General features: G+C 57.3%; 11 protein-coding genes. 6 read left to right on the forward strand and 5 right to left on the reverse strand.

Translation table 11 applies throughout. The features are described 5' to 3' along the window. Window positions 1-21: 21 nt before the first annotated feature. Genes hisH through hisIE form a run of 4 tightly spaced genes read left to right on the forward strand, consistent with a single transcriptional unit; the run spans window position 22 to window position 2,963 of the window. Entirely contained in the window at window positions 22-744 is a 723-nt protein-coding gene (hisH, locus tag LZP73_RS14810; protein ID WP_442800751.1) for an imidazole glycerol phosphate synthase subunit HisH, read from the forward strand. Then, the gene (gene hisA / locus LZP73_RS14815; protein ID WP_234235765.1) at window positions 741-1,478 is read left to right on the forward strand and encodes a 1-(5-phosphoribosyl)-5-[(5-phosphoribosylamino)methylideneamino]imidazole-4-carboxamide isomerase; all 738 of its coding nucleotides are present in this window, start codon (window positions 741-743) and stop codon (window positions 1,476-1,478) included. Before hisH ends, hisA begins: the two co-directional genes overlap by 4 nt. Beyond that, entirely contained in the window at window positions 1,460-2,245 is a 786-nt protein-coding gene (gene hisF, locus LZP73_RS14820; RefSeq protein ID WP_234235766.1) for an imidazole glycerol phosphate synthase subunit HisF, read from the forward strand. Before hisA ends, hisF begins: the two co-directional genes overlap by 19 nt. A 40-nt stretch (window positions 2,246-2,285) precedes the next feature. After that, entirely contained in the window at window positions 2,286-2,963 is a 678-nt protein-coding gene (gene hisIE, locus LZP73_RS14825; protein WP_234235767.1) for a bifunctional phosphoribosyl-AMP cyclohydrolase/phosphoribosyl-ATP diphosphatase HisIE, read from the forward strand. Between the two features lie 57 nt (window positions 2,964-3,020). Here hisIE and LZP73_RS14830 read toward each other — a convergent pair whose 3' ends face one another. From LZP73_RS14830 to pheS, 5 genes are all read right to left on the reverse strand, one after another. Continuing rightward, window positions 3,021-3,938 carry a mechanosensitive ion channel family protein gene (locus LZP73_RS14830; RefSeq protein ID WP_234235768.1) on the reverse strand — a complete coding sequence of 306 codons (918 nt, stop codon included), beginning with the start codon at window positions 3,936-3,938 and terminating at the stop codon, window positions 3,021-3,023. Between the two features lie 247 nt (window positions 3,939-4,185). Further along, window positions 4,186-5,124 (reverse strand): lauroyl-Kdo(2)-lipid IV(A) myristoyltransferase, encoded by a 939-nt coding sequence (lpxM, locus tag LZP73_RS14835; RefSeq protein WP_234235769.1) that lies wholly within the window; start codon window positions 5,122-5,124, stop codon window positions 4,186-4,188. A 97-nt stretch (window positions 5,125-5,221) separates the two neighbouring features. Further along, window positions 5,222-5,518 carry an integration host factor subunit alpha gene (gene ihfA / locus LZP73_RS14840; RefSeq protein WP_169562383.1) on the reverse strand — a complete coding sequence of 99 codons (297 nt, stop codon included), beginning with the start codon at window positions 5,516-5,518 and terminating at the stop codon, window positions 5,222-5,224. A 3-nt stretch (window positions 5,519-5,521) separates the two neighbouring features. Beyond that, a complete protein-coding gene (gene pheT, locus LZP73_RS14845) occupies window positions 5,522-7,909 on the reverse strand; it encodes a phenylalanine--tRNA ligase subunit beta (protein WP_234235770.1) in 2,388 nt (795 codons plus the stop codon). A 14-nt stretch (window positions 7,910-7,923) separates the two neighbouring features. Further along, the gene (gene pheS, locus LZP73_RS14850) at window positions 7,924-8,904 is read right to left on the reverse strand and encodes a phenylalanine--tRNA ligase subunit alpha (RefSeq protein WP_234235771.1); all 981 of its coding nucleotides are present in this window, start codon (window positions 8,902-8,904) and stop codon (window positions 7,924-7,926) included. 510 nt (window positions 8,905-9,414) lie between these two features. Between pheS and LZP73_RS14855 the strand changes: the two genes are divergently transcribed. Both LZP73_RS14855 and LZP73_RS14860 read left to right on the forward strand, forming a co-directional pair. Beyond that, the gene (locus tag LZP73_RS14855; protein WP_234235772.1) at window positions 9,415-10,923 is read left to right on the forward strand and encodes a methyl-accepting chemotaxis protein; all 1,509 of its coding nucleotides are present in this window, start codon (window positions 9,415-9,417) and stop codon (window positions 10,921-10,923) included. A gap of 142 nt (window positions 10,924-11,065) precedes the next feature. After that, the gene (locus LZP73_RS14860; RefSeq protein ID WP_234235773.1) at window positions 11,066-13,714 is read left to right on the forward strand and encodes a PDC sensor domain-containing protein; all 2,649 of its coding nucleotides are present in this window, start codon (window positions 11,066-11,068) and stop codon (window positions 13,712-13,714) included. Window positions 13,715-13,726: the final 12 nt, after the last annotated feature.

Here is a 13,726-nt window from a genome sequence, read left to right on the forward strand (position 1 = left end):
CCAAGCTCAACTGCCAAGGCTATGGCCGCCAAAGATGTGACAGACAGAGGTGTGGCAAGAGGCACTGGCGCAGCCAAGAGTGAAACCGGCGGCACGGTAATCATAGACACCGGCTGTGCCAATCTCAGCTCGGTGCGCTTCGCCTTCGAGCGCCTGGGAGCCGCAGTGACAGTCACAGACGAGCCGGCGCTCATCAAGGCCGCCACCCGGGTGGTGCTGCCCGGAGTCGGCAGCGCCGCCACCGCCATGGCGGCACTCGAGGCCAAGGGACTGGTCGACCTCATTCAGGGGCTGACTCAACCTGTGCTCGGGGTCTGTTTGGGGATGCAGCTGCTCAGCCTGCTGTCCAAGGAACGCGGTGGCCGCAGTGAGGACTGCCGCTGCCTGGGGCTGATCCCCACCCAAATAGAGGCCCTCGCCGACAAGGGATTGCCGCTGCCGCACATGGGCTGGAACCAGATAGTGCCGACGGCGCACCCCTTGTTCGCCGGCATAGCGCCCGGCAGCTATGTGTATTTCGTCCACAGCTACCGTGCCCCCATCAGCGCATTTACCCTCGCCAGCTCGGAATATGGCGAAACCTTCAGCGCCGCCATAGGCAAAGACAACTTCATGGGCGTGCAGTTTCACCCTGAGAAGAGCGCCGCCGTCGGCGCCCAAATTCTGGCTAACTTTTTAACCATGGGCGCCGAATCATCTGCCTCGGCCCCAGCAGACCAAGCGGCTAAGGAAGCCAAGTCATGATAATACCGGCAATAGATCTGATCGATGGTCAGGTGGTACGCCTCTACCAGGGGGATTACGACAAACAGACCAGCTTCGATGTCGGCCCGCTGGCTCAACTGCAATCCTATCAGGCCCAGGGCGCTGCCTGGCTGCACCTGGTGGATTTAACCGGCGCCAGGGATCCCGCAAAACGGCAAATCGACTTGATTGCCACCTTGGTCGCGGGGCTCGAGGCCAAGATCCAGGTCGGCGGCGGCATACGCACAGAGGCACAGGTGGCCGAACTGCTGACCAGTGGCGTCCGGCGGGTGGTGATAGGCTCGCTGGCGGTCAAAGAACCCGAGTTGGTCAAGCGCTGGTTCGAGAAATACGGCAGCGAGGCCATCTGTCTGGCGCTCGATGTCAACCTGGACGAGCGTGGCGAGAAGCAGGTCGCCGTCTCCGGCTGGCAGAGCGGCGGCGGCAAACGCCTGGAAGACATAGTCGCCCAGTTCAGCAGCGTCGGCCTCAAACACGCCTTGGTGACAGACATCAGCCGCGATGGCACCCTGAGCGGCGCCAACACGGCACTCTACCGCGAGTTGGCCCAGGCTTACCCTGATATTCACTGGCAGGCGTCCGGCGGCATCGCCAGCCTTGATGACGTGGCCGCGGTGCGTGACAGCGGCGCCGCCGGCATCATCATAGGCAAGGCGCTGCTCATCAATCAATTCAGTGTCACGGAGGCAATCCAATGCTGGCCAAACGCATAGTCCCTTGCCTGGATGTGAAAGACGGCAAGGTGGTCAAGGGGGTGCAGTTTCGCAACCACGAAATCGTCGGCGACATAGTGCCCCTCGCCGCCCGCTACGCCCGGGAAGGTGCCGACGAGTTGGTATTTTACGATATCACCGCCAGCGCCCACGAGCGGGTGGTCGACAAGTCCTGGGTCAGCCGGGTGGCCGAGCAGCTGGATATCCCCTTCTGCGTCGCCGGCGGCATCAAGACGCTCGCCCAGGCCCGTGAGTTGCTGGCCTTCGGCGCCGACAAGATCTCCATCAATTCTCCGGCGCTGACGGATCCCACACTGATCTCCCGCCTGCAGGATGAGTTTGGCCGCCAATGCATAGTGATAGGCATAGACTCCTTCTACGATCAGGCAAGCGACAGTTACAAGGTGAAGCAGTTTACCGGCGATGAAGCGGCCACCAGGGACACCCAATGGTATACCCAGGATTGGGTCGAGGAAGTGCAGCGCCGTGGCTGTGGCGAAATAGTGCTCAACGTGATGAACCAGGATGGCGTCCGCGGCGGCTATGACATCCAGCAACTGAGCCTGGTACGCGCCATCTGCGATGTGCCGCTCATCGCCTCCGGCGGCGCCGGCACCATGGCACACTTCAGGGACGTCTTTCTTCAGGCCGGGGTGGATGCGGCGCTGGCGGCCAGCGTATTCCACAAAGGGATCATAGACATAGGTGAATTGAAGGCCTATCTCAAGGGTCAAGGCGTCGCCATCAGATACTCGCGACCCGAGTGAGCTGCAGCGGCAATGTTAACGAACAGATAGAGACATTATTATGCAACAACTCAATACACCCAAGGGCGCGGCCACGCAGCCGCAACCCGGGTCACAGACAGATACAGAGTCACTGGCAAGCGGGCTCGATTGGGACAAACAGGATGGCCTGATCCCTGCGGTAGTGCAGCATCACCTCACGGGCAAGGTGCTGATGCTGGGCTACATGGACAAGGCGGCGCTGGCCAAGACACTGGAAACCGGCCGGGTGACCTTCTTCAGCCGTTCCAAGCAGCGGCTATGGACCAAGGGCGAAACCTCGGGCAATACCCTGGAACTGGTCGCCATAGACAAGGATTGCGACAACGACAGTCTGCTGGTGCAGGTGCTGCCCAACGGGCCAACCTGCCACAAGGGCACAGAGAGCTGCTGGGTCGATGGCAAGGCGCATCCCTTTCTCGACAATCTGGCGCAGCTTATCGCCTCGCGCAAGGGCCAGAGCGGCGACACCAGCTACACAGCCTCGCTGTTTGCCAGCGGCACCAAACGGATAGCCCAGAAAGTCGGCGAAGAAGGGCTGGAAACCGCGCTGGCGGCGGCGACCCACGACAGGGAAGAATTGGTGGATGAAGCCTCGGACTTGCTGTTCCACCTGTTGGTCCTGCTCGAAGATCAACAGCTGGGCCTGGCTGACATCAGCGCCAGGTTGATGCAGCGGCATCAGGCCCGTCAGGGCTGAGGCCAGGCGCTGGGAGCCGCCTGGGTTCCCGGCGCGAGGTGCCGCTCACCCCTGATCTTAGGGCTTGCCTTCCTGTGACTCCTCCCGCTGTGCCGCGCGTCTGGCTTCCCCTTTCGCCTCCCGCTTCAGGAGCAAGGCGCCGTCAAGGTGCAGATCCCGTTGCGGGAAGGCGATGCTGATATGATGCTGCTGCAACAATTCACATAACCTGAAGCGCAGTTCGCTGCGCAGGCGCCTGATATCCGTCTCCGAGTGGGCCAACAGCCAGAAGACGATCTCGAAGATCAGCGCATTGTCGCCGAAGTCATCGAAGTACACATTCGATCTATGCTTCAACACTATGTCCTCACGCTCATCCATGACCTGGCGCAACAGGGATGCCACCAGCACCACGTCCGAGCCATAGGCCACCCCCACCCGCACCGAGGTGCGCACATTGTTGTCTATCAGGGTCCAGTTGGTGACGGTATTTTCCAGCAGCTGACTGTTGGGCACCAGCAGATGCACGCCGTCGTTACGGCGGATCAGGGTCGAGCGGGTGTTGATGCTCTCCACCATGCCACGGGCGGTGCCGACCTCGAGAAAATCCCCGATGCGGATGGGCCGTTCCCACATCAAGATCCAGCCGCTGATGAAGTTGTTGATGATGTTCTGGGCACCGAAGCCCACGCCTATGGCGATGGCACCCGAGACGAAGGCGAAGGCCGTCAGCGGGATGTTCAGCAACTCCAGGCTGGTGACTATCACCAGCGCCAGGGCGACGACCAGATAGACGCGGGAAAACAGATGCACAGCATCGGCACTCACATGGCGCGCCACCAGGGCTTTTTTGATCCACTTGCCGAGTCGGGTGATGATGAACCAGGCCAAGAGTAAATACAGGGGCACCTGCAGCAACTGCATCACAGTGATGGGTCGCTGATCATAGCTGAAAATAACGTAGGCCAACCATTCACGTATCGTATCCAGGCTCATGCCATTCTCCCTTCATCGAGGCATTTGCTGAGTATAGTCAGGCGCGCGCGCCTCGTTAAACTGAGTCAAAAATCCGCGCGTTAAGGATAAGCCGCAGGACATAAAGAATAAGGCATAAGGCATAAAGATAGACAAGGATAGGAGCTTAAGGCTTGGCAGCCGGAGCGGGACAGCAGGCTCCAGGGGGGCCCTTGCCAGGGAGCAAAAAAAGACAGGCAGGGGCCTGTCTCTTCATCGACGATAGCCGTCAATCGTAGATCTGGGCCTCGCCCGGGGGGCGGGTCTTGAGCACTTTGAGGAACCACATGTACTGCTCAGGGTAAGCCAGGATCACCTGCTCGACCGCGCGATTCAGGGTCAGGGCCTCGTTATCCTTGCCCTTCATGGTCTCAGGGGCTATCGCCGGCATCACAGTCAGCTCGAAGCGGCGCGCCGCTTGATCATAGCCAATCTTCACCGGCATCACCTGGGCATTGCCGGCCTGAGCCAGGCGCCCCACCACGGGCAAGGTCGCCTTGACCGTGCCCAGGAAGGGGCTGAACACGCTCTGCTCCGGCCCCAGATCTTCGTCGGGCAGATAGAAGAAGCTGTTATGCTGCTTCAGCTCACTCAACAGGGCGCGGATCCCCGCCTCGCGCATATACACATTGCCGCCCAGGCTGCTGCGCAGGCGATTGCTGAACCAGTTGAACAGCCCGTTCCTATGGGCCTTGGCCATGGTCACCATGGGCAATTCGAGATTCAGCCGCAGGCCCGCATAATCTATGCCCCACACATGGGGCATGATGAAGATCACCGGCTGGCCGGCCGCCTTGGCCCGTTCGACATGTTCGAAGCCCATCAGCTTGACCCGGCGGCGTATATGGGCCGGCGAACGCAACAACAATTCGGCCTGGGCCAGGAGTATGATGACAAAGTTATCGACGTTGTCTTTAACCAGCGCCTCGATCTCGGCCTCGCTCTTGTCGGGAAAACAGGCATGCAAATTGGCGCGGGCGACGGCCAGTGGCTTGGTGGCGAGCTTCATCACCAACCTGGCCAATAACCTGGCGAGGGGATCCCTCAGGCCTGCGGGCATGGCACCGAACGCCAACAGCAAGAGAATGGCCAGCCAAGTGAACCAATATCTGGGGTGCAGCAGGGAAAGTGTGAAACGACGATCGAAATATTTGGCTTGTCTCGACAATGGATAACCTCTGATACTGGAACAACCAACTGAAAATAATACGACAGAAACAGCAAAGCCACTCAGCGAGTGGCTTTGCTGTTATACGCAAGCGAAACTATTTGCCCGTGTTGGATGCTTCTACACGGGTCTTCAGCTTCTGGCCGGGACGAAAAGTCACGACCCGACGGGCTGAAATAGGTATGTCTTCACCTGTTTTTGGGTTCCTTCCCGGTCTTTGATTCTTATCCCTAAGGTCAAAATTGCCAAAGCCAGATAGCTTGACCTGCTCACCGTTCTCGAGTGCGCCTCGAATTTCTTCGAAGAACGACTCTACCATCTCTTTTGCAACGCGCTTATTAATACCAAGCGTTTCAAAAAGATGCTCTGCCATTTCGGCCTTGGTAAGTGCCATACTCTATTCCCTCAACGATGCGTTGAACTCGACCTTCAGGGCGGAAACGACTGAATCAACGGTTTCAGCTATCTCTTTTTCCTCAAGGGTACGAGTAGTGTCTTGTAACGTAAGTGCTATCGCCAGGCTCTTCTTGCCGGGTTCCACACCTTTACCTAAGTATACATCGAACAAGTTTAAGCCAACCAACTGATTTTCGCCAACTTTTCTTATCAAATTCATCACATCGCTTGCCGCTACACTCTCGTCTACCACCAAGGCTATGTCACGGCGGTTTGCCGGGAACTTAGACACAGCTTGGGCTAGCGGCAATTTCGCATGTAATAAAGCATCCAATTCCAGTTCGAAAACGATTGTCTTACCATTGAGACCAAACGGCTTCTCCAGGCTGGGATGAACCGCACCTATGTAACCTATGACGCGATCATTCCTTAATATTTCAGCACATTGCCCAGGATGAAGCGCCGTATGGCTCGCCTCTTTAAAGCTAAATTCTGATGTGGAAACTGTCAAGCCGATAATGGCTTCTAAATCGCCTTTAAGATCGAAGAAATCAACGGTTTTCGACTCCATAGACCAATGTTCGTCCTGCTGCAGGCCGGTGATCACCGCGCCCAGCATGGCTTGCTGCCTGACACCGGATTCGGCATTCAGATCAGGAACAAAGCGCAAACCTGTCTCAAATAATCTCACCCGGCCCTGCTGACGCGCCTGGTTATAGCCGACGGCGGTCAACAAACCCGTGAACATGGACAGGCGCATGACAGACATTTCGCTCGATATCGGGTGCGGCAACACCATGGTGTCTTGCCCAGGGTGCACCAGAGACTGCAACTTGGGATCGACGAAGCTGTAAGTCACGGCTTCCTGGAAACCCCTGCCCACCAGGAGGTCACGTACCCGCTTGAGGCTCAGCTCAGACTCTTTGTGGACAGGCATGCTGAGCGCCGCCACCGGGGCCACGTTGGGGATGTTGTTGTAACCATAGATACGGGCAACTTCTTCGATCAAGTCTTCTTCGATCGCCATATCGAAACGGTAAGTGGCCGTAGTGACCAGCCAGCTGTCGGCGGCGACTTCGACGCCAAAGCCCAGGCGCTGCAAAATCTCGGTCACATCGCTGTCCGGAATGTGATGGCCCAGGATCCTGTCCAGCTTGCTGCGGCGCAAGCGGATCTCCACCTGCTTTGGCAGGTGTTCATCTGACTTGGCTTCGACCACGGGACCGGCTTCGCCGCCACAGATGTCCAGCACCAGACGGGTCGCCCTGTCCATGACCTTATGCTGCATCTGAGGGTCGACACCGCGCTCGAATCTATGGGATGAGTCGGTATGCAGCCCCAGACGACGGGATTTGCCCATGATGGCCAGCGGCGCGAAGAAGGCGCACTCGAGCAGTATGTCTTGGGTGGTGTCGCTGACACCTGACGCTTCTCCCCCGAAGACACCGGCCAATGCCAGCGGCTTGACGCTGTCGGCGATCACCAAGGTGTCGGCCGGCACTGTGACTTCGGCGCCATCGAGCAGCGTCAGCTTCTCTGCGCCATTGCCCAGACGCACCTGAATATCCCCTTCGAGCTTAGCCAAGTCGAAGGCATGCATGGGCTGACCGAATTCCAGCAACACGAAGTTGGTGATGTCGACTATGGGATCTATGGAGCGAATACCGCTGCGGCGCAGCTTTTCCTGCATCCACAGTGGGGTCGCTGCCTTGACGTCTATGTTCTTCACCACCCGCCCCAAGTAACGCGGGCAAGCCTGAGGCTCGAGCAGGTTAATCTTGACCTGGGCGTCGCTGACGGCAACCGCCGCTTCCCAGCTCGGCTCGGTGACGGCCTGACGGTTCAGCACGCCCACTTCACGGGCGAGGCCGGCCAGACCCAGGCAATCGGCGCGGTTGGCTGTCAGGTCCACGTCTATGACGGCGTCGTCGAGTTGCAGGAACTCACGTATATCCATGCCAAGAGGCGCATCCTGCGGCAATTCGATGATGCCGTCACTCTCTATGTCTATGCCCAGCTCGCCGTAGGAGCAGAGCATGCCCATGGAAGGCTGACCGCGCAGCTTGGCTTTCTTGATCTTGAAATCGCCGGGCAACACGGCACCGACCATGGCGACGGCCACTCTCAGGCCCTGACGACAGTTGGCGGCACCACAGACGATGTCGATAAGCTCATCGGCACCGACATTGACCTTGGTGACCCTCAGCTTGTCGGCATCCGGGTGCTGGCCGCATTCGACCACTTCGCCGACGACGACACCGCTGAACTCGGCGGCAACGGGTTCGATACCGTCCACTTCCAGACCGGCCATGGTAATTTGATGGGATAAGGCCTCACGGCTAATGGCAGGGTTGACCCACTCACGCAGCCAGGATTCACTGAATTTCATTGGATACTGCTCCGTTATTTAAATTGCTTGAGGAAACGTAAATCGTTTTCGAAGAAGGCACGCAGGTCGTTGACGCCGTAACGCAACATGGTCAAACGCTCGACCCCCATACCAAAAGCAAAACCGGAGTATTTCTCTGGATCTATCCCTACGCTGCGCAGCACATTCGGATGCACCATGCCGCAACCCAGGACTTCCAGCCAACCATTCTTGCCTTTCACGTCCACTTCGGCCGAGGGCTCAGTGAAGGGGAAATAGGAAGGACGGAAGCGCACTTCCAGGTCTTCCTCGAAGAAGTTACGCAGGAAGTCATGCAATATGCCTTTGAGTTCGGCGAAATTCACATGCTCATCCACGAACAGGCCTTCGACCTGGTGGAACATGGGTGTATGGGTCTGATCGTAATCGTTACGGTAGACGCGACCGGGAGAGATGATCCTCAAAGGTGGCTTCTCCGTTTCCATGGTGCGGATCTGCACGCCCGAGGTCTGGGTACGCAGCATCAGCTTGGGATTGAAGTAGAAGGTATCGTGATCCGCACGCGCAGGGTGATGCTCGGAAATATTCAAGGCATCGAAGTTGTGAAAATCATCTTCGATCTCCGGGCCATACTTGACACTGAAGCCAAGCTCACCGAAAAAGGTTTCTATGCGTTCTATGGTACGGGTAACTGGATGCAAGCCACCCAGGTCCATGGTGCGACCCGGAAGTGTCACATCAATTTTCTCGGCGACAAGTTTGGCTTCCAGTTCGGCGCGCTTGAGGCCGTCGATCTTGAGGCTCAACTTTTGCTGGACGGCTTGCTTGGCGTCATTGACGGCTTGACCAAACGCGGGCTTCTCTTCGGCACTCAGAGTTCCCATCATTTTCATCATGTCGGTGATCTTACCCTTCTTACCCAGGTAATCGACACGGATATCATCCAATGTCTTCAGATCACTGGCCTGGTCAATAGTGACTAAGGCTTGTTCTACGATCTCAGTTAACTGCTGCATCTTATCTTCCACTGCTTACTAGCACTCATAGGAGGCTGAATTGGCGCCTCAGGATCAGGCTATTGGCTGCTGTTGGTGTAACACTGCGCTTGGTTTTCCACCCGGCTTTTTCACCCGGCTATGCCTGGCTCTGACCTTGGCGCCGTTTTGGTTCCTAGCGAGAACGGATAAAAAGAGTAGAATTTTACGCGAGACAAGGGGCTTTTACTAGGCTTTATTCGCCCTTTTCATGATGTTAATGCATCTGTCGGCGCACTTAGCCGGCCGAACTTCAACCCAGGCCAAAGTCCCTCGCCGGTGGCCTTCCCGGGCGGACGCCTGTCAATGACGCCTTGCTATCTGCGGCCAAACTGACGCACACTCTAACGCTGACGGAAAATCCCCCAACAACAGGCGCTCCGTGGCGATTTTCTGAACAAACAAACCCGAATACCCTGAAATAGCCTCAAGTCGGCGGCATATTACCCGATATAGAGAAGTCGTTTCAGAGTCCATAATATCGAGGCGTTAATGAAAGAAGTTAAATTTCGTTGGATAGATCAATTTCTCATCCACATGACCCTAAAAACCAAATTTGCCATTCTGGCACTGGTGCCCATCATCATCATCCTTGGACTCAGCTGGTTACTCAACAGCCAGTATAACCAATCCATGCGCGACGCCCTGCTCAAGCAAGAGCAGAGCCAAATTCAAGCGGCCAATAATCTCTTGGGTCAGGCCTATGCCGCCCTGCCCGCGGAGCAGGCCGGCGATTTGTTAAACCAGCTCGGCGATGGACTCAGCGTCAGCCGGGTCAATGACGCCGCCCCTGCCCTTGCGCGCCTCGCCGCCGATGGCGGTGGCATGCTCCAAAACGGTGACAACTTTACTTTGGTCAGTGGCATCAACGGCCAACAACTCATCAGCAGCCGCAGCATCAGCCGTCAGGCCCTCGACGCCATGACAGTGCATGACAATGGCCTGGTCTATGGCGCCATTGCGGCCTCGCTCATCATCCTCTGCCTGTTCAGCTATTACATTTCCACCTTCGTCGGCGGCGCCCTGTACACGACTGTGATGGCCTTGAAACGCGCCGCCTCGGGCGATCTCACCGGCCGGCTCAGCTTCTTCGAAGTCAAGGATGAATTCAGCATCCTGGCCATCAGCATAGATGCCCTGGTCGAACGCCAGCACCAGCTGGTCAAACAGGTGTCACAAGCCACGGCCCAGATCCGCAGCGTCGTCGCCGCCTTCCGGGATACGGCGCAGCAGGGGCAATCGCTGGCGATGAATCAACGTCAGCATCTGGACTCGCTGGCCACAGCGATGGAAGAGATGACGGCGGCGGTGAAAGAAGTCGCCCGCAACGCCGAACACTCCTCGACCGAGACCCAGGAAGCCAATGTCCAGGTCGATGCCGGAGCCAAAGGCATAGCCACCACAGTGCAGGCCATAGGCCAGCTGTCCAATGAAATCGCCGATGCCTCCGATGCCGTCAATGTGCTCAACGACAACGCCAGCCAGATAGACGAGGTCGTCTCGACCATCAACGCCATTTCCCAACAGACCAACCTGTTGGCGCTCAATGCCGCCATCGAGGCCGCCAGGGCCGGCGAGCAGGGCCGCGGCTTTGCCGTGGTTGCCGATGAAGTCAGAACCCTGGCCGGACGCACCCAGGCGGCGACAGTGGAGATCAAGTCCATGATCGAATCCCTGCAGGCCGGCACCCGCAACCTGACCCAGGTGATGTTGCGTACCGTGGGCCAGGCCGATGAAGGCAAGAAAAATGTGTTGCAGACGGGCCAAGATCTGGAAAACATCGCCCTGCATAGCGGCAAGGTGTTCGAGATGAGTGTGCAGATAGCCACCTCGGCCGAAGAACAGTCGGCGGTTGCCAACGAGATAGCCACCAATCTGATGGAGATCCGCAACCAATCCCACGATGTCGAGCAGTCCGCCAATCAGTCGGTTTCAGGGTGCGACGAGTTGCATGCCACCGCCGAACAATTGGATCAGTTGTTGGTCGGTCTCAAACTCTAACTTCCCCGGCCAAACCCCACAGAGCCAAGAGGTGCGCGCGCCTCTTGGCTTTTCTTTTGCACAATTTCCACCTAAGTTAATACCAAGTAACAATAAAAAGGTTAAACTCAGCAGAGTTTCCCCGCAACGATAAGGGATGGCGATGGTGCAAGGAATCACGACAGGGGCGAGATCCCAGTTGGCCCACTGGCGTAACAGTCTGACCTTCAAATTCAGCGTTATTCAATTCGTTATCGCCACCATACTCATCACCTGTACGGTCTGGGTGATGGTCATCATCCAACGCTCGCAACTCCTGGATCAGCAGACGGCGCTCAATCAGAGCAATGGCCAGTTGGTGGTCGCCAGGCTGATGGAGATGACAGCCAAGGTCGAGACCAAGGTGGTGGCCATCGCCGATCTCGGCGCCCTGTATCGCCACGATCATGAACAGCTGCTCCATAGCCTGCCGGCCATCATGGAGCAGAGCCATCCACAGAGCATCATAGCGGGAGGCGGCATCTGGCCAGAGCCAGGCGCCTTCGAACAAAAAAAATACCGCGACAGCCTGTTCTGGGGCCGGGACAGCCGAGGCGAGCTGCTCAGGGTCGATGATTACAACAGTGACAGCCGCAAGAGCTATCACTCGGAGGATTGGTATCAACCGACCCGCTTGCTGCCCGCGGGCAAGACACTCTGGTCCAAATCCTATCGCGATCCCTTCACTCACCAAACCATGGTGACCGCCTCGACACCGCTCTGGGTCGAACATCATTTCATCGGCGCGGCCACAGTGGACGTGAGCCTGACGCAATTCTCCGCCATGTTGCGCAATTTGATGCTGGACCTGAGCGGCTATGTGATAGCTCTGGATCCCCAAGACAGGATCTTGGCCTATCCGGATGAAGACAAGATCAGCGAGTCCGATCCCAATGGAGACAGGCGTTTCATCACCTTCGCGCAGCTGAGCGCCAGGCAAACTGAATATGAGGCGGTGCAGCAGGCGGTAATAAGCGCCAATCAGGCCTTCATGCGCAGCGCCGCCAAGGCGAGCAACCCAGCGGGGCAAGGGGGGCAACTGAGCCCACAGCTGGACCCAACCCAGAGGGCCATGCTCGGCGCCATAGTCAACACCAGGGGCGACAGCGAACTTCAGGCGCCTAAACTGTTACAGTCGGTCGAGTTGAAACACGATCCCCTGCTGGGTGAACCTGCATTGGTGTCCCTGTTCCTGATGCCCAACACCTATTGGAAGGTCATCATAGTCACCCCCATCTCGTCCCTGGCCAACAAGGCGAACCTTATCGCCGCCAAGGTGGGTGCCTATCTCATCGCCATGCAGCTGCTGGCGCTGGTCTTGCTGTTCCTGTTACAGCAGAGGTTATTTGTGACCCCCATGAGCCGCATGGCCGGCGCACTGCAGCAGAATAACCCCGCCCTGCTGGAGTTGGATGCCTCCAGTCGCCAGGATGAGGTCGGCATGCTCGCCAGGGCTTTCATCGCCCGTACCCGGCAGCTGGAAGTGACCATGTCGAGCCTGGATGCCAACAACCTGGCATTGGAGCAGCAGCTGCAGAGCCAGAAGGAAGCCCAGCAGGAACTGAAGCAATACAAGGACCAACTCAATGCCCTGCTGAAATCATCCAATAACTTGATTTATATAAAAGACTTGAATGGCCGTTATATCCTGGCCAACGACAAGTTCTGCGAAACCTTGGGCATAGAGAAACGCCACATACTGGGGGCCACGGACAATGACCTCTTCCCGCTCGCCTTGGCACAAATTTACCGCAAGAATGACAACAGGGTACTGGAGAGCAATGACGCCATCAGCTTCGAGGAGGCATTCCCCTCGCCCCATGGGGATCTCAGTTATCTGGTCACCAAGTTCAGCATACTGGATGATAACGACAAGACGGTCGCTGTGGGTGCCATCGCCTTCAATATTGCGACCAAGAAACAACTGGAACAACAACAGGCCCAGGCGTATCAACAACTGCTGGGTGAAAAACAACAACAGCAGAATCAACTCCAGCAGTTATCCCATAAATACCAGACCCTGGCCGCACAGCATAGGGAGCTGGGTGCCAGCCTGGAGAGACAAATTCAGCTGAATAAGAGTGGCCACCTGAGCCACAGGTTGCTGCAGGGCCTGGTGGAGAGCCTGGTTGCCGGCATGATGCAGGAACAGGATAGCCTGCTGGCGAAGATCTGCCGCCTCGACCCCGAGTCCCCCCAAACCCATGAGCCACTCATGGCGCTCATGAGCCAGCATACCGACAGGATACGCCATCTGCACCAACTGGTGGCCGCCCAGCATAGCGACGTTAAACCCGTACACCTGGCGCAGTTCATCCAACATCTGCTGAGCCTGCTGCAGCCGCAGCTGCACAAGCAAAGGGTCGAAATCGAGCTAGAGTGTGATAACAAATTGGTGGTCGAAGGCGACGCCTGGAGCTACCTGCACCTCTTGTATCCCTTGCTGATCAACACCCTGGCGCATGCCTTCAGTGAGCACATAGAACACAAACGCATCAGGCTGAAGCTTTACACCGAGCATCGGCAGCTGCATATCGACTGTGAAGACAATGGTATCGGGCTCACTTTCCAGCAATTGGCACAACTCAAGGAATGGATGCGCCAGGACAAGTGTCATGGCACCCTGAGCTGCCTGTCGCTGTGGCTGCGCACCGAACTCAAAGGCAGCCTCAACATCCAGTCGAGCATCAACAAGGGCACTAAACTCAGCTGTTGCCTGCCCTTGCCCAGCAGCAACGTCAGCGAGAACCCAACTGAGAGCAAGGCAAATTAAGCAATGAAGGGG

Origin of the sequence: Shewanella sp. AS16 (genome assembly GCF_021412365.1) — a bacterium.
Taxonomy (GTDB): domain Bacteria; phylum Pseudomonadota; class Gammaproteobacteria; order Enterobacterales; family Shewanellaceae; genus Shewanella; species Shewanella salipaludis.